At 66.5% G+C, this 22,644-nt stretch carries 18 protein-coding genes; 12 read left to right on the top strand and 6 right to left on the bottom strand.

Going from position 1 to position 22,644, the window contains the following annotated elements; all coding sequences use genetic code 11:
* Positions 1-5: 5 nt before the first annotated feature.
* The 5 genes from ABL843_RS32135 to ABL843_RS32115 are packed head-to-tail and all read left to right on the top strand — an operon-like array spanning position 6 to position 5,225.
* A complete protein-coding gene (locus ABL843_RS32135) occupies positions 6-374 on the top strand; it encodes a hypothetical protein (protein ID WP_418120788.1) in 369 nt (122 codons plus the stop codon).
* A 2-nt stretch (positions 375-376) separates the two neighbouring features.
* Entirely contained in the window at positions 377-1,447 is a 1,071-nt protein-coding gene (locus ABL843_RS32130; protein ID WP_418120787.1) for a CobW family GTP-binding protein, read from the top strand.
* Positions 1,448-1,490: 43 nt separating this feature from the next.
* On the top strand, positions 1,491-2,903 hold the full coding sequence (locus ABL843_RS32125) for an MFS transporter (protein ID WP_418120786.1): 1,413 nt from the start codon (positions 1,491-1,493) through the stop codon (positions 2,901-2,903).
* Between the two features lie 32 nt (positions 2,904-2,935).
* The gene (locus ABL843_RS32120; RefSeq protein ID WP_418120785.1) at positions 2,936-3,892 is read left to right on the top strand and encodes a Bug family tripartite tricarboxylate transporter substrate binding protein; all 957 of its coding nucleotides are present in this window, start codon (positions 2,936-2,938) and stop codon (positions 3,890-3,892) included.
* A 43-nt stretch (positions 3,893-3,935) separates the two neighbouring features.
* Positions 3,936-5,225 (top strand): porin, encoded by a 1,290-nt coding sequence (locus ABL843_RS32115; RefSeq protein WP_418120784.1) that lies wholly within the window; start codon positions 3,936-3,938, stop codon positions 5,223-5,225.
* A 124-nt stretch (positions 5,226-5,349) separates the two neighbouring features.
* Here the strand turns inward: ABL843_RS32115 and ABL843_RS32110 are convergent, their stop codons facing one another.
* From ABL843_RS32110 to ABL843_RS32100, 3 genes are all read right to left on the bottom strand, one after another.
* The gene (locus ABL843_RS32110; protein WP_369662537.1) at positions 5,350-6,801 is read right to left on the bottom strand and encodes an APC family permease; all 1,452 of its coding nucleotides are present in this window, start codon (positions 6,799-6,801) and stop codon (positions 5,350-5,352) included.
* A gap of 41 nt (positions 6,802-6,842) precedes the next feature.
* Positions 6,843-7,220, bottom strand: a complete 378-nt coding sequence (locus ABL843_RS32105; protein WP_369662536.1) for a nuclear transport factor 2 family protein — start codon at positions 7,218-7,220, stop codon at positions 6,843-6,845.
* 61 nt (positions 7,221-7,281) lie between these two features.
* Positions 7,282-8,682, bottom strand: a complete 1,401-nt coding sequence (locus ABL843_RS32100; protein ID WP_418120783.1) for a flavin monoamine oxidase family protein — start codon at positions 8,680-8,682, stop codon at positions 7,282-7,284.
* A gap of 282 nt (positions 8,683-8,964) precedes the next feature.
* Here ABL843_RS32100 and ABL843_RS32095 point away from each other — a divergent pair, with 282 nt between their 5' ends.
* Entirely contained in the window at positions 8,965-10,287 is a 1,323-nt protein-coding gene (locus ABL843_RS32095; RefSeq protein ID WP_369662909.1) for an aspartate aminotransferase family protein, read from the top strand.
* A 34-nt stretch (positions 10,288-10,321) separates the two neighbouring features.
* Here the strand turns inward: ABL843_RS32095 and ABL843_RS32090 are convergent, their stop codons facing one another.
* Positions 10,322-11,062 carry an IclR family transcriptional regulator gene (locus ABL843_RS32090; protein ID WP_176666459.1) on the bottom strand — a complete coding sequence of 247 codons (741 nt, stop codon included), beginning with the start codon at positions 11,060-11,062 and terminating at the stop codon, positions 10,322-10,324.
* Positions 11,063-11,220: 158 nt separating this feature from the next.
* Between ABL843_RS32090 and ABL843_RS32085 the strand changes: the two genes are divergently transcribed.
* Entirely contained in the window at positions 11,221-11,769 is a 549-nt protein-coding gene (locus ABL843_RS32085; RefSeq protein WP_418120782.1) for a GNAT family N-acetyltransferase, read from the top strand.
* Positions 11,770-11,787: 18 nt separating this feature from the next.
* Here the strand turns inward: ABL843_RS32085 and ABL843_RS32080 are convergent, their stop codons facing one another.
* Both ABL843_RS32080 and ABL843_RS32075 read right to left on the bottom strand, forming a co-directional pair.
* Positions 11,788-13,260, bottom strand: coding sequence for an APC family permease (locus ABL843_RS32080; protein WP_369662533.1), 1,473 nt, complete (start codon positions 13,258-13,260; stop codon positions 11,788-11,790).
* A 154-nt stretch (positions 13,261-13,414) separates the two neighbouring features.
* Positions 13,415-14,377: a helix-turn-helix domain-containing protein gene (locus ABL843_RS32075; RefSeq protein WP_369662532.1), complete on the bottom strand. Its 963-nt coding sequence runs from the start codon at positions 14,375-14,377 to the stop codon at positions 13,415-13,417.
* Positions 14,378-14,670: 293 nt separating this feature from the next.
* On the opposite strand from ABL843_RS32075, the gene ABL843_RS32070 reads away from it, so the two are divergent.
* The 5 genes from ABL843_RS32070 to ABL843_RS32050 all read left to right on the top strand — a co-directional run bounded on the left by ABL843_RS32070 (position 14,671) and on the right by ABL843_RS32050 (position 22,626).
* The gene (locus tag ABL843_RS32070) at positions 14,671-16,125 is read left to right on the top strand and encodes an aldehyde dehydrogenase family protein (protein ID WP_369662531.1); all 1,455 of its coding nucleotides are present in this window, start codon (positions 14,671-14,673) and stop codon (positions 16,123-16,125) included.
* A 38-nt stretch (positions 16,126-16,163) separates the two neighbouring features.
* Entirely contained in the window at positions 16,164-16,793 is a 630-nt protein-coding gene (locus ABL843_RS32065; protein ID WP_369662530.1) for a cytochrome b, read from the top strand.
* Positions 16,794-17,064: 271 nt separating this feature from the next.
* Positions 17,065-18,465, top strand: a complete 1,401-nt coding sequence (locus ABL843_RS32060) for a DUF1329 domain-containing protein (protein WP_369662529.1) — start codon at positions 17,065-17,067, stop codon at positions 18,463-18,465.
* A gap of 46 nt (positions 18,466-18,511) precedes the next feature.
* Positions 18,512-20,176: a DUF1302 domain-containing protein gene (locus tag ABL843_RS32055; RefSeq protein ID WP_184641825.1), complete on the top strand. Its 1,665-nt coding sequence runs from the start codon at positions 18,512-18,514 to the stop codon at positions 20,174-20,176.
* Positions 20,177-20,355: 179 nt separating this feature from the next.
* Positions 20,356-22,626 carry an efflux RND transporter permease subunit gene (locus tag ABL843_RS32050; RefSeq protein WP_418120862.1) on the top strand — a complete coding sequence of 757 codons (2,271 nt, stop codon included), beginning with the start codon at positions 20,356-20,358 and terminating at the stop codon, positions 22,624-22,626.
* Positions 22,627-22,644: the final 18 nt, after the last annotated feature.

Here is a 22,644-nt window from a genome sequence, read left to right as displayed (position 1 = left end):
CAGTCATGGCCGACGAGGTCTCGCAGCGCGCCGACCGCCTGTTGTCGCTGTGGAGCGAACTGTCGATGCTCCATTTGGCGTTGGGCGGTGCCTGTGCTTGCGGCACAGGCGGCATCAGCCTGCGGCTCGATGACTTCGAACTCGACATCGTCGGCTACCTCGAAGACAACGGCCTGCGGTCAGGCATTGCGGAGGTGATCGATTTCTTCAGTGACCTGCGGAAGGCAGGGATGCCGTCGCAACCGTTGCGCCAGATTCTGGAAGACGCTCGCAACGACCAGCTCTCGGCGGCGGTGGCCGAATGGCTCCTGCCCAAGCTGGAGAAGACCTTGCGCTCCTTCGCAGAGCTGCACGGACCCAAGGCGCGGGGCTGACCATGGGCGGACATTTCTCCTCCTTGCTGGCCGAGCCTGAAGCGCTTGCCGCCCGGGTGCCGGTGACCGTGCTCACGGGTTTCCTCGGCAGCGGCAAGACCACGCTGCTGAACGCGCTGCTGCGTGAGCCCGAGCTCCATGGTGTCGCCGTCATCGTTAACGAATTCGGCGAAGTGGGGATCGACCACGACCTGATCGCGCAAGCCCATGACGACACCGTGCTGCTCGCAAACGGCTGCCTGTGTTGTGCCGTACGGGGTGATCTTGTCGACGCGCTGGGCCGGCTCGTCGCGCGAACGGATCGCCCATTGCGCCATGTGCTGATCGAAACCAGCGGCTTGGCCGACCCCGGTCCGATCATCCGCACGCTGACGGGCGACGCCGGAATCCGCGCGCGATTCGCACTGGGTCGGCTGGTGTGCACCGTCGATGCGGTGCTGGCCATGGGGACGCTGGACCGTCACCCGGAATCGGTTCGGCAGATCGCGGTCGCGGATGACCTGTTCCTCACGAAGACAGATTTGCTGGAAGCCGCAGCACCTCCAACGGCCCTGCTCGAGCGCGTGCTTGGCATCAACGCCGCGGCGCCTTGGCGTACCAGCCGCGAGGAACAGCTGCGTTTGCTCGCTCATCTCGTTCGCACGGCCTCAGGCAGCAATGAGGATGTGAGCGACACGCCTTTCTACAGGCCGGCAGCGCAGGCCGCGCAGCCTGCCACACGGCACAGGGATGGCATCTCGTCGTTCATGGTGGTTCGCGACGTCGCGTTGCCGCGCGCTGCGTTTTCCGCCTGGCTGGACATGGTCATCGCGATGCGCGGGGAGGACCTGCTGCGCGTCAAGGGGCTGGTGCACCTTGCCGACGAGCCCGATCGCCCCATGGTCATCCACGGCGTGCAGCACCTCTTTGCACCGCCGGAATTTCTTGCGGCCTGGCCCAGCCCGGACCGGCGTACGCGGATCGTCTTCATTACCCGTGGCGTCGATGCGGAGTCTCTGGACGAAACGTTGGACGTGATGGTGCGCCGGCATATCCGGCGAGACGGCCCCAGGTTGGCAGGCGCACCGCCCTGATCCGCTGCTCCAACACTCAAACAGAAAAGATTCCGGAGACAAGATGACAGTCGATTCGACCCAGACGGGACAGAGCAGGGGCGCCATTCAACAGGCTGCCGGACTGCTGTTTCGCATCGAGAACGTGCCGTTCAGCCGGTGGCACACCAAGGCCCGCATCATCATGGGCAGCGCCACTTTCTTCGACGCGTTCGATGCGCTCGCACTGGCGTTCGTGCTGCCGGTCCTGATCGGGCTCTGGCATCTGTCGCCGCTGCAGGTGGGCATGCTGATCGCCTCCGGCTACGCGGGGCAGGTCATCGGTGCTCTCCTGTTCGGATGGCTCGCGGAACGCTACGGCCGGGTGCCGAGCGTCACGGCGACCGTGGCCCTCATGTCGGCAATGAGCATCGCATGCGCGACGGCCGGCAGTTTCGACGTGCTGTTTGCGCTGCGCTTCCTGCAGGGCATCGGCGTCGGCGGCGAGGTACCCATCGCGGCCGCCTACATCAACGAACTCTCCCAGGCGAAGGGGCGCGGCCGCTTCTTCATCCTCTATGAACTGATCTTTCCTCTGGGGCTGCTCGCGGCGGCCCAGGTCGGCGCATTCGTTGTGCCTCGCTTCGGCTGGGAATACATGTTTCTCGCCGGCGGCATCCCGGGGCTGCTCATCCTGGTCTTCATGGCGCGTCTGCCGGAATCTCCCCGCTGGCTCACCTCGAAGGGAAGATTTGCCGACGCCGAGCGCGTGATCACCGGCATCGAGGCGAGCACCACGAAGAGGAGCCTGGACATCACGCGAGAGAAGGACCAGGTCGCGGCGCGCGTTGCCGCCCTCGAGACCGGGTTGGCCAACACCCGAAAGGGATCGTGGAAGGAACTGTTCTCACCGCTGTACCGACCGCGCACGCTGGTCGTCTGGGTGCTGTGGGCATCCTCCTACTTTGTGGCCAACGGCATCAACAACTGGTTGCCCACGCTCTACCGCACGGTCTATCACCTGCCGCTTCAGGAGTCGCTGCGCATGGCGTCCCTGACGAATGTTCTCAGTACCTGCGCCGTGTTGGCATGCGCCTTGATGGTCGATCGCGTAGGCCGGCGCCGATGGGCGACCTCCAGCTTCCTGGTCAGTGGCCTGTTGCTGGGCCTCCTCGCCGCGATCGGGGCCGGCAGCCCTTGGTCGGTGGTGGTGCTGGCGTCCACGGCCTACGCGGTGATGGGAACGACCACCGTCCTGCTCTATCTCTACACGCCGGAGATCTACCCGACCCGGATGCGCGCGATCGGAACCGGACTGGCGACATCGTGGTTGCGCGTGGCATCGGCTACCGCTCCCGCCATCGTCGGGATCGTCCTGACTTCCCATGGCATCGCGACGGTCTTCCTGATGTTCGCGCTGGCCAACGTGGCCGGCTTCTTCGCGGCGCAGCGCATGGTCGAGACGGCCAACCGAGCGCTCGAGGAGATCTCGCCGTGACCAACCCAAAACCAAAACGAACTGGAGACGTGATGAAAATCCCAAGCCTGATTGCCCTCGCTGCGATCTTTGCGGCACCCGCGGGCGCGCAGACTGCCAAGTTCCCGGATCGAATGATCCGGATCATTGTTCCCTTTGCCGCAGGCGGCGGGGTCGACTCTACGGCTCGGCTGGTCGCCAACAGGTTGCAAACCCAGCTCGGTGTCTCGGTGATCGTGGAGAACCGCGCCGGCGCGAACGGTGTGCTTGGCGGCAAGGCAGTGCAGACAGCGGCCAACGATGGCTACACGCTGCTGTTCTCGGCGGCCACCCATGTCCTCGCCAAACAGGTGCTGAGCAGCGCACCTTACGACCCGGTCGTCGATTTCGCCCCCGTGGCACGCGTCGCCGAGGCGCCGTTGATGCTGGTGATCGCGCCGCAACTCGAAGTGCAGAAGCTGCCGGAACTGCTCGCCGCCGCGAAGCAGACGACGTGGACGGCCGCGATCCCGGCGGCTGGCGCGCCGAGCCACCTGGCCACGCTTCTGCTGGCCAAGCAGGGCAACGTCACCTTCAGCCTCGTTCCCTACAAGGGCACGCAGCCCGCGCTGGTCGATGTCGCGGGTGGCCATGTGCAGCTGATGCTGGACTCGATGATCTCGGTGCTGCCGCTGGCGAAAGCCGGCCGCGTCAAGCCCGTCGCGATCACCTCGCCGAAACGCAGTCCGCTCGCGCCGGAGGTACCGACAGCGCAAGAAAGCGGGTTGCCCGGCTTGACCTATGCGTCCTGGTACGGCGTCTGGGCGCCGAAGGGCACGGCACCGGAGCGCGTGCAACTTCTCAACAAGGCGATCAACGCCTCGGTCAACGAGCTCACCAGATCCGGCGCATTCGCGGGCCTGGGCATCGACCCCGTGAGCCAGGACGCGGACCAATTCGCTCGGTACATCACAGGGTACGTAACCCAGAGCGCCGACCTCCTGAAAAGCGCGGGCTTCAAGCCCGAGTGACGTCCCTCTTGTTTTTTCCGACCACCAGAAAAAGGAGACATCCATGAAAACCGCCTTCGTGGCAACAGCGCTGCTGTCCTCTGCCGCCGCTGCTTCCGCTCAATCGTCCGTGACGCTTTTTGGCGTTGTGGACGCTGCCATCAGTCACTACACAGCTCGAAGCGAGTTCTACAACGACTCCGGCCGCATCGTGCCGCTCCCCGCAAATGGCAATGCGGTCACCCGAACTCAAACGGTCCTGTCCAACAGCGCCAACTCGAACAGCCGGCTGGGATTGCGCGGAACCGAAGACCTGGGGGGAGGCCTGGCCGCCAGCTTCTGGCTTGAATCTCCACTCGCCAACGATTCGGGCGCTGGCGGACTGACCAGCTTCTCGCGTCGCTCGACAATCAGTCTCTCCGGCGGCTTCGGTGAAGTCCGGCTCGGGCGCGATTTCACGCCGACCTTCTGGAACGATTCGGTGTTCAGTCCGTTCAGCACGATCGGCGTCGGGGCAAACGTCGTATCCACGGTAGGCACGAATCTGGCCATCGCCAGGGGACCGGGTTCCGCTGTCGCGGCTTCCGACAACTACCTGCGCACCAGCAACAGCATCGGCTACTTCCTGCCGCCCAACCTCGGTGGCTTTTACGGCCAGCTGCAATATGCGCTGCACGAGAACGTTGCGCAGAGCGGCTTGCCTGGAAGCCCGACACGAAAAGGGCAGTTTGCCGGCGGGCGTTTCGGCTATGCCTCCGGACCTCTCGATGTCGCTGTGGCCTATGGGCAAAGCACCGCGGCGGATGCCACTGCCGTGAATGCGCTCGGACTCCCCACCGGCGTGGGAGCGAACGAAAAGATCAAGACGTTCAATCTCGGAGCCTCCTACAACTTCGGGGTTGTCAAACTCTTCGGTGAACTGTCGCGGGTCAGGGATCAGTCGACCACGACAGCGCCATCTGGTTTGGGGGCCCTGCTCATCGCCCGCGACGTCGACAAGTACAACGGTGGTCTCGTCGGGGTCACGGTTCCGGTGGGCCCCGGGTTGATCAAAGCAGCCTATTCCCGGGTCAAGTTCGACAACGACCTGGGGCCGCTGGCGACGCCATTCATGCCGCGTCGCGACGCTTACGTCAGCAAGCTCGCGATCGGATTCGAACATAACCTTTCAAAGCGGACCACACTGTATGCAACGGTTGCCTGGATCCGGGCAAAGGATGCGCAGAACAATGCCGCGATCATCGGCGCCGCCACCGGAACTGCGCCCTATCTGTCGACCGGTGCGGCGGGTGGTTCGGGCTACGCACCGAGCCGGTCTACGGGATACGACTTCGGGATCCGGCACGTGTTTTGAGGTGCGCCGACATTTGGGTGCGTTCCACAGTCACACTGGTCGGCTATCGATCGATCTCGAGTTCATCATTCGCATGCTCATCACGCTGATCTATAAGTTCCTTTCGGACCCAGTTGGCATGGCATCACTGCAGCCGGACCAGCGATGACAGCTGCGCAAACCGCTGCGGAGATCGGAAGCGCAGATGGAGCGCATAGATCGCCGCCAGCAATCCGGCTGCCAGCACGCTGAAGGCCAATGCGTAGCTCGGGCCGGCCGGCAGCCCTGACAGGAGCTGGACGTGGGTGATCATCTGCCACAGGAAGAACGTCAGCACGGCCGCGCTGATCACCGGTGCAAGCAGCGATCGCCACCGCGAGACCTTCATCGGATGCTTCCGGAAGAACGCGATGACGGCCAGCGCGGCGAGCACCTGGCAGGTCAACACGCCGATCGCCGACGGGACGCTCGCCCAGGGCAGGGCCTGGAGCATCGGATCCAGGCCCGCCATTGCACACAGCAGAACCAGCATCACCGATATGCACAGCGTTGCGGCGGACGCCACGTGCGGGGATCTGTGCCTGTGGTGCGTGCGGGACAGCCGGCTCCAGACAAGGCCGCAGACGGCGAGCGCGTGCCAGTATCTCGCCAGCACGTTCGTGAAACTCAGGACGGCGGCAAAGAGGCTGGTGATGACCAGCACCGCGCCGATCCTGGCTGCGGTGGGTCCGGCCAGGGTCGAGAACATCGACAGCCACATGCCGCCGGGGTCGCTTGTTGCCACGACCACCGCCTGCGAGAGGCCGAAATGGTTCAGCATCAGCAGGATGGACCCCGCATACAGAATGCCGATGAATGCGATCGACAGGTACATCGCTCGAGGCACCGAGCGTCGAGGGTCTCTGGCTTCCTGCGAGTAGATCGCCGCGGTTTCGAAACCCATGAACGATGCGACGACGAAGATCAGCGAAGGCCCGAACCCGGGGGTGAACACGGCCTGCGGCGAGAACGGCGCGAAGGACAGCGCGTGGCCGGCGAGCAGCAGGTTGAAGACTTCGAGAAGGTCCGCCAACAAGATGGCGCCGACCTCCGACAGCATCAGGATCAGGAGCAGCCGCCCGCTGAACTCGATGCCGCGTACGCAAAGCAGGTGTGCGCCCACGGCGCAGCCCATTGCCCAGGCCCACCAAGGCGCGTCAAGGCCCAGTGAAGCCATCGCCATGTGGACGAAGTGCCCCAGCATCGCATAGCAGGCCAGCAGGATCGCGATGTACGACAACACCGCAATGCATGCGCCCCCGATGCCCGGAATGGTGCCCAGGCCCTTGGTGATGTAGGCGTAGAAGGCTCCGCCGTTCTCCACATGGGGACTCATGGCGCAGAAGCCGACGGCGAAGAGCAGATACGCGGCACAGACGATGGCGTAGGAGCCCGGAAGGCCGATGCCATTGCCCAGCGTGATGCTCACGGGTACACCGCCGCCCATGGAGGTCAGCGGACCATTCGTCGTGATCACCATCAGGAAGATGCCGAACCAACCGATCGCATCCCGCTTGAGGCCCGTGTGTTCCGCTGGCGGACTCGCTGGTTCAGACATCGCATGCTCCTTGCACATAAATCAGGGGTCTGGCCGCCGGCCTAGGAGGTACCGAAATCGCCCATGCCATACATGTCGGCCGCGATGACCCAGGAAGCCCCTTGCCTGCGCCAGGCCGTGAGAGATCGCAATGCGATCACCTCGCCGGCCGGCCCGTCTGCCGGCGGGGAAGTCCACTCCAGCCAGGTGACCGCCGCGCCTTCCGAGAGCTCCATCGTCCGCACGGAGCGAATCGAGAGCTTGGGCGTCATCTTGAGCATTTCCGTGAGCGCTGGCAGCAAGTCGGCACCCACGGTGATGCCGGGAGCGCCCTCGCCGCTGACGCTCGCGTCCGGCGCGAACATCTCCTGCTGCAGCAAACGAGCGTCGCCTTGGCGGCACAAGCTCTGAAGTCTTTCGATGGCCTGTTCCAGTGTCATTGCTTTGTTTTCCTTTGAAAAATGGTGTGTCGGGATCGGGGGGCTCTTGGGACTTTTATCGCTACTGCGATCGCAAGAATTCGAGTGCATCCCTGGCACCTCGAATCCCGTCCTCGATCGCGCCATCGATGAACCCCCTCCAGCCGGTGGCCCAATCGGTGCTGGCGAAGAAGAGCGGCGGCGCCTGGGTCTGGAGCGTTGCCAAAACCCTGGAGGTCTGGTTCGGCGAGAACCAGGTCCAGCCTCCCTTGGCGTACGGGTCGTGCGTCCAATCGTGCGCAACGACCTCCTGCACGTTGATTCCCGGTATGAACTTGCGCAGTTCTGCTTCGACCACGCGGATGTCCTGAAGGTCGACCGCGTCGTCCGGCCCGAAGCCGACCAAAACGGACTTGCCGTCGACCTCACGATCGGCAACCACCATGGTCAGCGGATTGGGATAAGGCGCAAAGCCGACCCACGCGCCGACATTGCGATCGACACGGGCAATGAATTTCGTGCCTGCGCAGACATGTCGTTCGCGATGTGCAGCCAAGCGTGCCTCCGGCAGTTTTGGCACGAAGTCGATGTCGCTCAACACGTTCATAGGAACCGCGGCGATCACCGCCTTGCATCCGACGGAAAAGCTCTTCGCCTGGATCCGGACCTTGCCTTCCACCGTTTCGATGCTGGAGACCGGCTCTCCGAGCGCCAGATCGGCATTCGAATCCTTCAGCAGCGCAAGCGCCAGTGCGGACGTGCCTTTCGCGATCTTGTAGCGTCCCAGGCGCTTGAGCAGCGAGTCCGCCGAGTAGTCGCCCAGCGCCCACCAGCGCAGCTGGTCATACAGGCCGCCTTTTGCGGGATCGGTCGCGGCGTTCATGGAGATGAACGAGAGCAGCAGGTCGCGCTGCCGTCCGGAGACGGGCATGTCCCTGAATCGATCCGCCAGGCTCTGGCCATCGAAGTCCGACAGCAGGTTGGTGGAATCGACATGCGGGTTCGCGAATGCGATCCGGCCGTTCGCTCCATCCACATTGCAGTACGCGCTCAGCGCTGCGTCGAGGTCATTGCCCATCGCTTCCGCGGAGTCCGTCACCAGACCCTCGGCAGTCAGCAGGCTGATCGAATCGGCTGTGCCGCTGACGGACTCGGTGGTGTCCAGCCCGTATCGATGCAGTTCATTCCAAACGTATGGCTGGCCCCAGTGAACCCAGGTGCCGCCGACTTCGAATTTCTGCCCGTCCTGCTCCGCGGTGAAGGTCCGGCCGCCGATTCGATCGCGCGCCTCGATGATGGCCACGCGCAGGCCCCTCAGGCCCAGTTCCCTGGCCGCCGTCAGGCCGGCAAACCCGGCGCCGATCACGACCACGTCGTAGTCGTCGTGCGGCAAGCCTTGTGCAGGAAGTGCCGCAGGCGAAGTCAAACCGCGGCTCAATGGGAGTCCTGGCTTGATGTTGAATCCGTCTGAAGTTTTTTTCACGGGATGAATGGATGGTGTTGTGTCGGGAATGGGCGCAATGATTGCGAATCCCGTCGGGCGCAAGTAGCCGAAATCGGCAAGCGCTGCGGGGCGCGTTGCGGGCCATCGGCAGGGCAGCGGACTTGCCGATTCGGGCTAACGGACTCCGGTGATCGATGCAACCATGACTGCAGCCGGCGTGCTGAACGCGCCTGCACTCAAGCACCCAGAGACTCAACGAGGCATGTTGTGACCGACATCGAATCCATTCTTGAAACCCTGCACTTCCCCGACGCACCGAAGATGGTTGCAGGCCCCTATCCCGGACCGCGCGCGGCCGAAGCCCTGGCGCTGTCTGCGCGCACCGAATCCATGGCGCGCGGCGGCGGCCGCATGCCGGTCGTGATGGACCGCGCCTTCGGCGCCACCTTCAAGGACCCTGACGGCAGCACCTTCATCGACCTGTCGGCCGGCGTGGGCGTGAGCAGCGTGGGCCGCTGCCATCCCAAGGTGCAGAAAGCGATCGTCGAGCAGTCGCAGCAGCTGATGCATGCGATGGAGGTCAACAGCACCCGCCGCACCGAGCTGGCCGCGCGCCTGTCGGCCCTGATGCCCGAAGGGCTGCGCGACGACTGCATCACCTTCTTCGCGCAAAGCGGAAGCGATGCGCTCGAAGCGGCGGTGAAGTTCGCGCGGCGCGTGACGGGCCGCCACCAGATCATCGCCTTCCACGGCGGCTATCACGGTGTGTGGCATGCGTCGAATGCGCTGACCACGGGCACGGCCTACCGCAAGGGTTACGGGCCGTTCATGGGCGGCGTGATCCATGCGCCCTACCCGTACGCCTATCGCTTCCCGTTCGACACCACCCACAAGTCGGCGGAACAGATCGCCGGCGAATACGTGGACTACCTGCTGAACACGCCCTACACGGCCGCCGACGACGTGGCCGCCGTGATCGTGGAGCCGGTGCAGGGCGAAGGCGGGTATGTGCCGCCTTCACCCGAGTTCCTGCAACTGCTGCGCAAGGCGTGCGACCGCAGTGGTACGCTGCTGATCGTGGACGAGGTGCAGTGCGGCGCGGGCCGCACGGGCCGCATGTGGGCGGTGGAGCACACGGGCGTCAAGCCCGACATGCTGACCTTCGGCAAGGGCATTGGCGGCGACGTTCCCATGGCCGGCATCGCCATGCGCAGCGACCTGGCCGCGCGCATTCCCGATGGCTCGGTCCCCAACACCTTCGCGGCGAACTCGCTGTCGGCCGCGGTGGCGCTCACCAACCTCGAGATCCTGCACGACCCCGAACTGGGGCTGATGCCGCGTGCCGAAGCGCTGGGCCAGGAGGTGCAGGAACGGGTGCGCGGCTTCCAGAGCCCGTACGTGGGCGAAGTGCGCGGCAAGGGCCTGATGATCGGTATCGAGCTCGTCGAGGACAACACCACCAAGGAGCCGCTGGCGCCGGAGAAAGTCGGCCGGATCATGGAGTACGTGCTCGGCCACGGCGTGCTGATGGTGCCCTGCGGGCGCTATGGCAACGTGATGCGCGTGATGCCGTCGCTGACCATCTCGAGGCGGCTGCTGCACCGCGCGCTGGATGTCTTCGGCGAGGCGCTGGCCTCGCTGTGAACCGGCCGTGCCGCGCACGGCTTGTCCGCTTCGCCTACTGCTGGGCGATGCGGGCCGTGAGCTCCGACGCGGCGGTGGTCACCAGCGTGCACAGGTAGCTTTCCTGGAAGGCCCTGAAGCGCTCGTTGCGTCCCACCAGGGTCATGCTGCCGAGCACACGCTGCTTCTCGTCGAAGATCGGCGCGGCCACGCCCGTGCGGCCCGGATGCAGTTCGCTTTCGCTGATGCAGTAGCCCTGCTTGCGGATCGCCAGCAGGCCCTTGGAAAAAGACTTCCATTCAAGCCCCTGCTGCTGCCCCTCGGGCGTGCTGGCATGGGCATCGAAGACGCGGCGGATCTGCCTCGGCAGCAGGTAGGCCAGCACCACGCGCGAGGTCGCGCTGTGGAACAGGTCGATGGGGCGGCCGCGGCCTCCGCCCACGGGCCCGGGGTCGGGGCCGCGCCGGATCAGCACGTTGACCACCGAGTCGCCGTACCACTCGCTGATCACGGCATCCAGGCCCGTCTCGGCCACGAGCTTCTCGACGAGATCGCGGCTGCGCACCAGCACCGGGTCGTAGTCGGTCATCTGGTGCTCCAGCGCGATGATGCGCGGCCCCAGCGCATAGCCGCGGGGCAGGCGCACGAGGAGGCCGGCATCGCCGAGTTCGCGCAGGTAGCGGTAGGCACTGGCGGGCGTGTAGCCGAGCTGGTTGCAGATGATCTCGACGTCGATGACCGGCTGGTCGGGCCGGAAGAGATCGAGGACATCGAGCATGCGGCGAAGGCTGTTCATCGTCTGGGAAGGCTGCGGTCGTGAAACAAGAAATCGTACGGGCATGCGAAGGCGTGGTGCCCTTCATTGTCGGGCACCATCCGAGGACCTGATCGGGGCCCGCGGCGGCGCCGGATCCCCGAGGCACAGACACCTGAGACAGGACGCAAGTAAAGACCATGCCGCTTGAGAGACCCATCCACACCCCGAGGCTCGTCCTCCGACGCTTTCGCGAGCAGGACGCGGCGGACCTGTTCGACTACCTGCATGCACCGACCGCGAGCTGCTTCCTGTCGCTCGCGCTCGCGGACCTCGAAGCCGCGCGGGCCGAGGCCCGAAGACGCAGTACCGACGGCGAGCACGTGGCTGTGTGCCTCCAGGAATCGGGGCGGCTCATCGGCGATTTGTTCGCCATGCAGGAGGAAGACACTTTCTCGGTCGGCTGGAACCTCAACCCGCGTTTCGGTGGCAGGGGCTACGCCCAGGAGGCAGCCTCGGCGCTGTTCGCCCATCTCTTCACTGCCCGCGCCGCCCGCCGGCTCTATGCCTACGTGGAGGACCACAACGCTGCCTCCCGGCGGCTGTGCGAGAAGCTGGGCATGCGCGCCGAAGGGCTGTTCCTGGAGTTCATCTCGTTCCAGAACGACGCGCAGGGCGAGCCCATCTACGAGAACACCATGCAGTACGCGATTCTGCACAAGGAATGGCTGCGCGCTTCATCGGCCTGACGGGCGCCACGCCGGCGCTCAGCCGCGGTCCTGGCCCAACGCGGCAAAGCGCTGCGGATCGCGTCTCGCCAGCCGCGATGCGGCCAGCCAGCCGGCCGCCGCGGCCAGGAGCACGGTGACCACCAGGGCCGCGGAAATACCCCGGCTCGCGCCGGTGAGCACATGGAAGTTGCCGACGGCCAGCACCAGCACCACCAGCAAGCCCGCGCACGCCAGCAGCGGCAGCACGCGGATCCGTAGTCGGCCATAACCGTGCGAGTCGGCCCGGAAGAAGCGCACCACCGCCACGGCCGTCGCGATCATCAGCACCAGCAGGCACAGCGTGGCCAGGTTGCTGAGCCAGGCGAACTGGGTCAGTACCGGGTCGGCGCCCAGCAGCGCGAACAGGCCCACCGCGACGGCGCTCAGCACCGTCTGCAGCACCGAGGCCACATGCGGGCTGCGGTGGCGCGCATGCGTCCAGCCCAGGCGAGCGGGCATCAACCCCTCGCGGCCCATCGCGTAGAAATAGCGCGCGCTGGAGTTGTGGAATGCGATGAGCCCCGCATAGATGCTGGCGATGAACATCAGGCGCAGCAGCGCCGTGAGGCCATGGCCCGCATAGGTGTCCGACAGCAGGTACAGCAGGTTGGTCGGATCGGCCAGCCCGGTGATGGTGGTCACCACCCGGTCGCTGCCCGCACCGAGCACCAGGCACCACAGCGAGAAGGAATAGAAGCCCCCCACCAGCAGCAGCGCCGCATAGGTGGCGATCGGAATGCTGCGCTTCGGGTCCCTGGCCTCCTCGCTGTAGATGGTGGTGGCCTCGAAGCCGATGAAGGCCGCGAAGCAGAACAGCAGGCCGATGAAGGGGTTGCCGCTGGTGAAGGCCTCGGGAGTGAAGGAGTGCGCATCGATGCCGTGGGCGCCGCCTTTCGACAGGATCAGCACGTCCAGTGCCAGCACCGCCAGGTATTCGGCCACCACGAAGCCCGCGAGCACCCGCGCCGAGAAGTCGATCTGCCGGTAGCCGAAGACCGCCACGCTGGCCAGGGCGGCGAAGGCGCAGGCCCACCACGGCACCGCCAGGCCGAACTGCGCCTGCAGCGTCTCGGACGCCACCGCGCCCAGCATGCCGTAGAGGCCGAACTGCAGCGTGACGTAGCCGAACACGGCCACCATGGCCGCCGCCCCGCCCGCCCTGCCGCCCAGGCCGCGCGCCACCATCGCATAGAAGCCTCCGGCGCTGGTCACGCAGGTGGCCATGGCGGTGTAGCCGGTCGCGAACATCAGCAGCAGGCCGAGGGCCACCAGCACGAGCACCGGCGTGCCGGCGCCGTTGCCCAGCATCATCCCGATTGGGAAGCCGCCTGCCACCACGCTCAGCGGGCTCGCGGCTGAGATGACCAGCAGCGTGATGAAGCCCGCGCTCAGCGTGCCGCGGCGCAGGCTGGTGGCGTGAGGGGGGCGCGTTTCCTGGGCAGGCGTCATCGCGGGGGTCAGCGTTTCCATGGTGCGTCGCAATGCATGCCGCGCGCGGACGCGTGCAGCGGGGAGAGAGAAAGAAGGCCGTGCACCAGAGTGCTGGCCGCCGAGAGGGGCAGTCTAGGAAGGCATGCGTGCGCAGCGGTATCCCGGATCGGCAATCCGGACGCTTACGCCTTCCTCAGGCGTCATGCCACTTCGCCGCCCGCGGCGTCTGCGACGGCAATTCGCCGAAAAGCTCCTGGTATTCGGCCGCGAAATGGCTCAGGTGGAAGAAGCCCCACTGCCCCGCCGCATCGCCCACGGTCAGGTCACCGGCGCGGCTGCCCATCAGGGCGCGCCGCACCCCGTTCAGGCGCACCGAGCGCAGGTAGCTCAGCGGCGTGGTGTCCGCCACCGCGCGAAAGCTGTTCTGCACCGTGCGCCGGCTGACCTGCAAGCGCTCGCACAGCTCCATCACGCTGGGGGCGCTCATGGTCTCGGCCATGGCCATCCGGTGGCACTTCTCGACGATGAAGTCCTGGGTGGAACTGCCGCTGCGCTGGTGCCGGTCGCAGGCCGGATCCATCACCAGCCGCAGCAGCTCGCCCAGCAGCGCGTGTTCCAGTTCGTCCTGCCGCGCGGGCGTGCCGCTCATCTCATCGTTGACCAGGGCCTCGGAGAATATCGCCAGCAGGCGCTGGCGGCATTCGACGAAGCGCTGCTGCGGCACCTTGATGACGGGCTGGCGCAGCAGCCGGGCGATGTCGTCGGCGAACGGCACCTCCCGGAGCGTGGCGTCGAAGAAGGCTCGGTCGAAGGCGATGGACAGAAGGTCCATCCCGGTGGGCATGTGGCACATGAACTCCTCGCCGCCGCGCAGGAAGTAAAGGCTGCTGCCGTCCGCATCGCGCCCCTGCATCCGGACGGTCCCCGGCATGGAGATGGGGACCGCAAAGCACACGCTGTCGCGGGGTGCTTCGCCCTGCTGCACAACGCGCTTGTTGATGCGCTCGCGAAAAGCGTGGCAGTGTTCGCTGGACAATTGCTGCAGCGAGCTCTCCAGTGCGCCCGACGCGAGCTGGCTGTAGACGAGCTGGCTCCAATGAGCGACTGATGCGGCATGCGCATGCACGTCCTGGAAGTGGTGGATGCTTCGGTTCATGGTGCGGAGTCCTCGATCTGGAAGGGCTGCGTCGATCAACAGATATGCACTTTTCTCAGATAGGGAAAATTCTGCATTTTTCATGCCTGACGCCAGACAGGGGAAACCCGATGGATCCCGCCGCGAAGCTGATCTTCTGCTTGCTTGATTTGTTCACAGCAACAATCGTGCACACATGCCGCAAGCCAACTGCACCCTTGCGGTGCGTCGTTGTCGCGCACCGTTGCTGATTTGGGCTAACGCCGCACGGCGCCCTCCCGGACACTGCGGCCGCTCGAACATCCGCAGACACCATGACCCAGAACCTCAAGCATTTCATCGAAGGCGCCCACGCCGAAGCCTCTGACGGCGCACGCATGCGCCTTGTCAGCCCCGTGGACGAACATGAATACGGCAGCGCCGCGCGCGGCACCGCCGAAGACGTCGACCGCGCCGTGGCTGCGGCCCATGCCCAGCTCGAAGGCGGCGCCTGGAGCCGGCTGCACGCGGGCCAGCGCGCCCAGCTGCTGCTTCGCCTTGCCGACCTGGTCGAGCGCGACACGGCCCTGCTTGCCGACATGGACGCCAACGCCATCGGCCGCTCGCCGATGGAGCCGCGCATGATGGACGTGCCCAACGCCGTCGCCAACCTGCGCGCGGCCGCCGGCTGGACCAACCAGCTCGAAGGCCGCACGGTGCCCACCGGGGGCTACATGGGCACGCCCACGCTGTCGTACACGCTGCGCGAGCCGGTAGGCGTGGTCGGGGCCATCGTGCCGTGGAACTCGCCGCTGATGATCACCGTGTGGAAGCTCGCCGCCCTGCTCGCCGCCGGATGCACCGTGGTGGTCAAGCCCGCCGAGGAAACGCCCCAGTCCGCCCTGCACCTCGCGCGGCTGGCACAGGAAGCGGGCTTTCCCGATGGCGTCATCAACGTGGTGACCGGCTTCGGCGACGTGGTGGGCCGCGCGCTGTGCGAGCACCCGCTGGTCGCCAAGATCAGCTTCACCGGCAGCCCCGAGGCCGGCCGCGCCATCCAGCGCATCGCCGCGCCGCTGTTCAAGCGCGTCACGCTGGAGCTCGGCGGCAAGAGCCCGCAGATCGTGTTCGACGATGCCTCGTTCGACGACGCGCTGCGCGGCTGCGCCATGGGACTTTTCGTCAACCAGGGGCAGGTGTGCGCCGCGGGCTCGCGCATCCTGGTGCAGCGCAGCCTCGCGAAGCCTTTCGCGCAGGCGCTGGCCGAGGCCGCCCGCGCGGTCACTGTCGGCGACCCGCGCCAGGCCGGCGTGCAGATGGGGCCGGTGGCCAAGAAGGCGCAGTTCGAACGCGTCAACCGCTACATCCAGCTCGGCCAGGACGAAGGCGCGGTGCTGCTGGCCGGCGGCGTCTCCCGGCCTAAGAAGGGCTGGTTCGTGCAGCCCACCATCTTCGCCGAGGCCACCAACCGGATGACCATCGCCCGCGAGGAGATCTTCGGGCCGGTGGGCACCGTGATTCCCTTCGACACCGAGGAGGAAGCCATCGCGCTGGCCAACGATTCGTCCTACGGGCTGGCGGCCACTGTGTGGACCACGCAGCTCGCGCGGGCGCACCGCGTGGCCGCGCGCGTCAAGGCCGGTGCCGTGGGCGTCAACTGCTGGAGTCCGCTGGACGCCAACCTGCCCTGGGGCGGCCTCAAGACCAGCGGCATCGGCCGCGAGGGCGGGCTGCCCGGCGCGCTGGCGTACACCGAGGAGAAGGTCGTCACCGTCCTGCTGCCGGCCTGAGGCCCGGCCTCACAATGCACCAGACAAGGAATCCTGACATGGGTTGGCGCAACACGATCGACGCCTGGGGCCGGGCCTCGATGCTCTTTCACTGGGCCACGGCCGCGGCCTTCATCACTGCCTACGTGGTCGTGTACTACGTGATCTGGTTCGTCGATCCGCAGACCAGCATCAAGCCGGCGCTTTTTGGCACCACACCCAATGCCGAACGGGTCGTGCCGCTGCTCAACATCCATTGGGTGCTGGGCCTGTCCATCGGCTTTCTCACGCTGCCCAGGCTCGTGTGGCGCATCGCCGGCGGCGTGCCGCGGCATGTCGCCGGCTCGCGCCTGGAGCGCTGGTCGGCCGACGCGGCGCACTGGGCGCTCTACGCCATCCTGATCCTGATGCCGCTGTCGGGCTACATGACGACCTACGACCCGACCGACTTCGGGCTGTTCGTGATCCTGGCCTGCCGCGACACCGCCTTCGCAGCCGCAATTCGCGGCGCATTCGACCTTTCCGTGGCGCAGCTGGAAGATGCGGCCTGGGCGGTGCACAGCTTCATCGGTGCCTGGCTGGCCTGGCCGCTGGTGGTGCTGCACGTCGGGGCCGCGCTGCTGCACCACTTCGTGCGCAAGGACGCCGTGCTGCGGCGCATGCTGCCGCTGCGTCGCAGCACCGGCTGATCCACCCCCTCCGCTACCCGACCCGCACCACGACACACCGCATTGCGGTGCGTTGCGTTGCGGCGTGGTGCGGCGTCGTGCAGCCACGCCGGGAGCGGCGCGATCGCGTGGCCGCAAGCAGATGCCGATCTCGGATAACGGCCAGCGCCGCCTCCCTTCGATAGTCCAAAGACCCCACTGCCGGTTGGTAAAGCGGGCATCGGCGCAGCCCGGTCACGGTCCGGGCGATCCGGATCCACACACCTCGCCTCTTCATCTTTCAGGAGTTCCCATGACCCAGCACTGTGCAAGAACCCTTCGCCCTTTCGCCCTGGCGGCGGCCATCGCCGCCGGCCTGCTCTGCCCCGGTTTCTCCGCCATGGCCGCGCCCGACGCGGCCCAGCTCGACAAGCTCACGCCCTCGGGCGCCCAGCGCGAAGGCAACGCCGACGGCAGCATTCCCGCCTGGCAGGGCGCGGAGCCGCCGCTGGCCGGCTGGGAGTGGGGCAAGCTGCGGCGCGACTTCTGGAAGCACAAGGACGAGAAGCCGCTGTTCACCATCGATGCGGCCAACGTCGACAAGTACGCCGACAAGCTCTCGGCCGGCCAGGTCGCCATGCTCAAGCAGCGCAAGGACTACCGCATGGACGTCTATCCGTCGCACCGCACCTGCGGCGTGCCGGACTTCGTGGCCGCCAACACGCGCAAGAACGTGGGCACCGCCCGTCTCAACGACGACGGCTGGAGCCTGAAGGAGGCGACGGTGCCGGGCTATCCATTCCCCCTGCCCTCCAATGGCGTGGAGGCGATGTGGAACTCCAAGATGCGCTACCGCGGCGTGGGCGTCGACTACAAGGGCACCATCACCGCCGTCTCGCCGCGCCGCGGCAGCACGGAGTGGATCCGCGCCGACTCGGAGCAGACGGTGTTCATTCCCTCGGGCGCCAAGGGCTCGCAGCAGCTGTCCTCGCTGCCGCCGGTGGAGTTCTATGTGTACTTCGGCTACACCTCGCCCGCCGCGCTGGCCGGGCAGGCCCTGGCGATCACCCAGTACATGAATCAGGCCGAGAACGAGACCTTCTACTACTTCCCCGGCCAGCGCCGCGTGCGCCGCATGCCGACCTACTCGCACGACTCCCCGCAGATCGGCATGGAGAACCAGTACACGCTGGACGAACCGCAGGTCTTCAACGGCGCGCTCGACCGCTTCGACTGGAAGCTGGTGGGCAAGAAGGAGATCTACGTTCCCTACAACGCCTTCGGCGCCTATGACTTCAAGGCCAAGTTCGAGGACGTGGCGCGCGACGACTTCATCGCACAGTCGCATCGCCGCTACGAGCTGCACCGCGTGTGGGTGGTGGAGGCCACCGTCAAGGCCGGCATGCGCCATTCGGCGCCCAAGCGCACCGTCTACCTCGACGAGGACAGCTGGGCGCCGCTGCTGATGGACGACTTCGACGGGCAGAACAAGCTCGCCAAGATGCGCGAGGGCTTCCTCATCCCGGTGTACGAGACGGGCTCCTGCGACGCGATGGCCATGGTGCAGAACAACCTGGCCGAGGGCCGCTACGTCTTCGACACGCACACCGTGGGCGTCGGCAAGGACATCCGCTGGTTCACCGAGCCGACCGGCCCGCGCATGCGTTCGGGCTTCTACACGGCCGACAACCTGCGCGCCATCAGCGAGCGCTGAGCGTCGCGCTTCGAACGACGACAACAAGCCCCGAGGAGAAGAACCGATGAACTTCACCGCCCGCCCCTCCAGCACCCTCGCCCGGCTGAGCGCCGTGCCCGCCGCCTGCCTGCTCGCCGCGACGGGGGCCGCTCATGCCTTCACCTTCGAGACCGACAACGTTCGAGGGAGCTTCGATTCCACCATCACCATCGGCACCGGCATCCGCGTCAAGGACCCCTCCTGCACGCTCGTCATCCAGGGTGCGGTGGGCGTCGGCGCACCCGCCGGCTGCCTGGCACCCACCTCGTCGATGGGCGACCAAGGCAACTTGAACTACCGCAAGGGCGATGCCTTCACCACCTACGTCAAGGGCAGCCACGAGCTGCTCCTGAAGATGCCCGATGACATCACCTTCCTCGGGCGGGTGAACTGGGTCCGCGACCTCACGGCCACCCACACCACCGGCTACACCAGCGCCGCCGCGACGCAGTACCTGCCCGACGGCCTGGCCAGCGACGCGCGCAGCGACCTGCGCTTCAAGGCCCGGCTGCTGGACTTCTGGGTGAGCAAGACCTTCCAGCTCGGCGGCGAAACGGCGCGCGTGCGTGTGGGCAACCAGGTGATCAGCTGGGGGGAAAGCCTCTTCCTGCCCGGCGGCATCAACGCGACCAACGCGCTGGACATCATGCGGCTGTCGCAGCCCGGCACGCAGCTGAAGGAGGCGGTGCTGCCCGCGCCCATCGCCAGCTTCGCCACGGGCCTGGGCCACGGCCTCAACTTCGAGGCCTACGTGCAGGCGCGCTGGAACGGCAACTACATGGCACCCACCGGCTCCTACTGGTCTGTGGCCAACGGCATGGGCAAGGGCCACGACGCCTACGGCCTGATCGAGACGAAGCCGAAGAACGGCGGCCAGTGGGGCACCGCCCTGAAGTGGCAACCCGAGGGCACGCAGCTGAACCTGGGTGCCTACGTGATGAACTACAACGACAAGTCGTTGAACTTCAGCACCAATGCGGGCGGCACCGGCCGCGCGGGCTGGGCCTACCCGGAGAACCGCCGCCTCTACGGCCTGAGCGCCAACATGCCGGTGGGCGACTGGTCGGTGGGCACCGAGCTGTCGTACCGTCCGCGCGATGCCGTGGCACTGAACCCGGCGGCGAGCGGCTGCTCGTTCAACCACGGCAACTGCTGGGTCGACGAGAAGAAGCTGCAGTGGCACCTGACCGGCATGCTCAGCCTCACGCCGAGCAATGCAGGCGGCGTGCTGCGCGCCCTCGGCGCGGACACCGCGACGCTGATGGCCGAGGCCGTGGTGGTGCGCTATCCCAACCTCAAGAAGTACTACGGGTCCGATCCGATCGCTGCCGGTGCATGGGGCTGGGGCCAGGAGTTCAGCGCCGCGGGCACGCCGCAGCCGGTGGGCTCGAAGACGGCGTGGGGCTACAACTTGGACTTCAGCTGGGTCTACGACGGCTCGCTGATTCCAGGCTGGCAGGTGATTCCCGAGGTGTACTACTTCCAGGCCGTGAAGGGGCGCACGCCCAACGGCGCGGGCCAGCTGATGGAGGGCGCCAAGTCCGTCAACCTGGTCGTGACCTTCGTGCAGAACCCGGCGAAGTGGCAGGCCTCGATCAACTACGCGGCCTTCTTCGGCGGCAAGCGCGTGTTCGACCAGCCCTATCGCGACCGCAACTTCGTGGGCCTCACCCTGTCGCGCAACTTCTGACCCGGCGCGCCGTGCACCGCCCGCGCGGCGGTGGCGGCGCCGCCTGCTGAAAGCAATCCGTGTCCGATTCCAACCACGCCCCTGCCTCTGCGCTGCAGCGAACCGTGCAGCGCCTCGAGGCCTTCTGCTTCTCCCATCGTCGAGGCATCCTGATCGCGCTGGCTTTATTCACGCTGGCTATGGCGTGGTTCGCGGCGCAGCTGCGCATGGACGCCGGTTTCGACAAGCAGATGCCCTCGGGCCACGAGTACATCCAGACCTTCCAGGCCTACCGCGAGGACGTGCTGGGCGCCAATCGGCTCAACGTGGTGGTCAGGGCCCGCCACGGCACCATCTGGACTGCGCCGGCCCTCAAGCGCCTGTATGAGGTGACCCAGGCCGTCACCTACCTGCCAGGCATCGAGCGGCTGGGCGTGCAGTCGATGTGGACGCCCAACAGCTTCGTCAACGAGATCACCGAGGAAGGGTTCCGCGCCGATCCCCTGATAGACGCCACCATCACGCCCGATCGGCTCACGCCGGAGATCATTGCCGGCATCCAGCGCGCGGCCGCGCAGGGCGGCTTCATTGGCACGCTGGTCTCGCGCGACCAGACCAGCGCGATGGTCACGGCCGAGCTGGCCGAGTACGACGCGCAGGGCCGCAAGCTGGACTACGTGGCCTACAACCACCTGCTCGAAGAAAAGATCCGCGCTCGCTTCGAGGACGGCGACTTCGAGGTCCAGATCATCGGCTTCGCCAAGCAGATCGGCGACATCGCCGACGGCGCGCAGTCGGTGCTCAAGTTCTGCCTGGTCGCGCTGCTGCTCACCGCCGGCGCGGTGTATTGGTACTGCCGCTCGGTGCGCTTCACGCTGCTGCCCATCGCCTGCTCGCTTGCCTCGCTGGTGTGGCAGTTCGGCACGCTGCGGCTGCTCGGCTTCGGGCTCGATCCGCTCGCGGTGCTGGTGCCCTTCCTGGTGTTCGCCATCGGCGTGTCGCACGGCGTGCAGCAGATCAACTACATCGTGCGGCGCATCTCGCAGGGCCATACGACCTACGAGGCCTGCCGCGACAGCTTCGGCGGCCTGCTGATTCCCGGCACGCTGGCGCTGGTGACGGCCTTCGTGTCCTTCGTCACGCTGCTGATGATTCCGATCCCCATGGTGCGCGAGCTGGCCATCGCGGCCTCGCTGGGCGTGGCCTACAAGATCGTGACCAACCTCGTCATGCTGCCGGTGGCCGCCTCCTTCTTCGAGGTGAGCCGCGACTTCGCCGACCAGGCCCTGCTGCAGCGCGAGCGCCGCTCGGGCTGGCTGCGCGTGCTGGCCCGGCTCGCCCAGCCGCGCGCGGCGGCTGTGATGCTGCTGGTCACCGCGGTGGTGTTCGGCGCCGCCGTGTGGCAAAGCCGCGACCGCGTGGTCGGCACCCTGCAGCCCGGCGCGCCGGAGCTGCGCGAGGACGCCCGCTTCAACCGCGACGCCGCGTCCATCGCAGGCAATTTCGATACGGGCCTGGACTGGCTGACGGTGGTCTTCGAGGCACCGCCAGAGAGTTGCGGCAACGTGAACATCGGGCTCTACCAGGACCGCTTCGTCTGGGCGATGCAGCCCGTGGAGGGTGTGCTCTCGATCTCGTCTTACGCCGGACAGCTGCGGCTGTACAACGAGGGCTACAACGAAGGCAACCCCAAGATGGCCGTGGTGCCCATCGACTCGGCCAACTACGCCGCCCTTTCCACCGAGATCGCTCGCATCCGCGGCACCATGCGCAAGGACTGCAGCATGACGGCGGTGAACCTCTTCCTGACCGACCACAAGGCCACCACCATCCAGCGCGTGATCGACGCGGTGAAAGCCTTCCGCGACGGCCACCCCATGCCCGGCGTGAACATCCGCCTGGCCGCCGGCAATGCCGGGGTACTGGCGGCCATCGACGACGAGGTCGAGAAGAGCGAGCTGCCGATGATGCTGTACGTGTACGCGGCGATCGTGGTGCTGGTGTTCCTGGTTTACCGCGACCTGCGCGCCGTGGCGGCCTGCTGCCTGCCGCTCACGGTGGGCACCTTCATCGGCTACTGGTTCATGAAGGAGCTGCAGATCGGCCTCACGGTGGCGACCCTGCCGGTGATGGTGCTGGCGGTGGGCATCGGCGTGGACTACGCCTTCTACATCTACAACCGCCTGCTCATGCACATGGCCGCGGGCCAGACCATCGTCAAGTCCATCGAGCACGCGATCCTGGAAGTGGGCACCGCCACCATCTTCACCGCCATCACGCTGGCCGTGGGCGTGGCGACCTGGTCGTTCTCGCAGCTGAAGTTCCAGGCCGACATGGGCAAGCTGCTGGCCTTCATGTTCATGGTGAACATGGTCATGGCGATGACCGCCCTGCCCGCCATGGCGGTATGGCTCGAAAGGCTCTTCCCGCGCCGCAAGCCCGTGCGAGCGACCGGACTGCAGCAGCACTGACATCCATCTGACGATCGA

The sequence above is a fragment of the Variovorax sp. 350MFTsu5.1 genome, from assembly GCF_048302515.1.
Classification (GTDB): domain Bacteria; phylum Pseudomonadota; class Gammaproteobacteria; order Burkholderiales; family Burkholderiaceae_C; genus Variovorax; species Variovorax guangxiensis.
Note: the sequence above shows the minus strand (reverse complement) of the source record. Positions and strands in the feature narration are given on the sequence as shown.

What these genes read in the sequence shown, in the direction of transcription:
- ABL843_RS32135 (WP_418120788.1), top strand. Translation starts at nt 6, where the DNA reads ATGGCCGACGAGGTCTCGCAGCGCGCCGACCGCCTGTTGTCGCTGTGG.
- ABL843_RS32130 (WP_418120787.1), top strand. Translation starts at nt 377, where the DNA reads ATGGGCGGACATTTCTCCTCCTTGCTGGCCGAGCCTGAAGCGCTTGCC.
- ABL843_RS32125 (WP_418120786.1), top strand. Translation starts at nt 1,491, where the DNA reads ATGACAGTCGATTCGACCCAGACGGGACAGAGCAGGGGCGCCATTCAA.
- ABL843_RS32120 (WP_418120785.1), top strand. Translation starts at nt 2,936, where the DNA reads ATGAAAATCCCAAGCCTGATTGCCCTCGCTGCGATCTTTGCGGCACCC.
- ABL843_RS32115 (WP_418120784.1), top strand. Translation starts at nt 3,936, where the DNA reads ATGAAAACCGCCTTCGTGGCAACAGCGCTGCTGTCCTCTGCCGCCGCT.
- ABL843_RS32110 (WP_369662537.1), bottom strand. Translation starts at nt 6,801, where the DNA reads ATGTCTGAACCAGCGAGTCCGCCAGCGGAACACACGGGCCTCAAGCGG.
- ABL843_RS32105 (WP_369662536.1), bottom strand. Translation starts at nt 7,220, where the DNA reads ATGACACTGGAACAGGCCATCGAAAGACTTCAGAGCTTGTGCCGCCAA.
- ABL843_RS32095 (WP_369662909.1), top strand. Translation starts at nt 8,965, where the DNA reads ATGGTTGCAGGCCCCTATCCCGGACCGCGCGCGGCCGAAGCCCTGGCG.
- ABL843_RS32090 (WP_176666459.1), bottom strand. Translation starts at nt 11,062, where the DNA reads ATGAACAGCCTTCGCCGCATGCTCGATGTCCTCGATCTCTTCCGGCCC.
- ABL843_RS32085 (WP_418120782.1), top strand. Translation starts at nt 11,221, where the DNA reads ATGCCGCTTGAGAGACCCATCCACACCCCGAGGCTCGTCCTCCGACGC.
- ABL843_RS32080 (WP_369662533.1), bottom strand. Translation starts at nt 13,260, where the DNA reads ATGGAAACGCTGACCCCCGCGATGACGCCTGCCCAGGAAACGCGCCCC.
- ABL843_RS32075 (WP_369662532.1), bottom strand. Translation starts at nt 14,377, where the DNA reads ATGAACCGAAGCATCCACCACTTCCAGGACGTGCATGCGCATGCCGCA.
- ABL843_RS32070 (WP_369662531.1), top strand. Translation starts at nt 14,671, where the DNA reads ATGACCCAGAACCTCAAGCATTTCATCGAAGGCGCCCACGCCGAAGCC.
- ABL843_RS32065 (WP_369662530.1), top strand. Translation starts at nt 16,164, where the DNA reads ATGGGTTGGCGCAACACGATCGACGCCTGGGGCCGGGCCTCGATGCTC.
- ABL843_RS32060 (WP_369662529.1), top strand. Translation starts at nt 17,065, where the DNA reads ATGACCCAGCACTGTGCAAGAACCCTTCGCCCTTTCGCCCTGGCGGCG.
- ABL843_RS32055 (WP_184641825.1), top strand. Translation starts at nt 18,512, where the DNA reads ATGAACTTCACCGCCCGCCCCTCCAGCACCCTCGCCCGGCTGAGCGCC.
- ABL843_RS32050 (WP_418120862.1), top strand. Translation starts at nt 20,356, where the DNA reads ATGGCGTGGTTCGCGGCGCAGCTGCGCATGGACGCCGGTTTCGACAAG.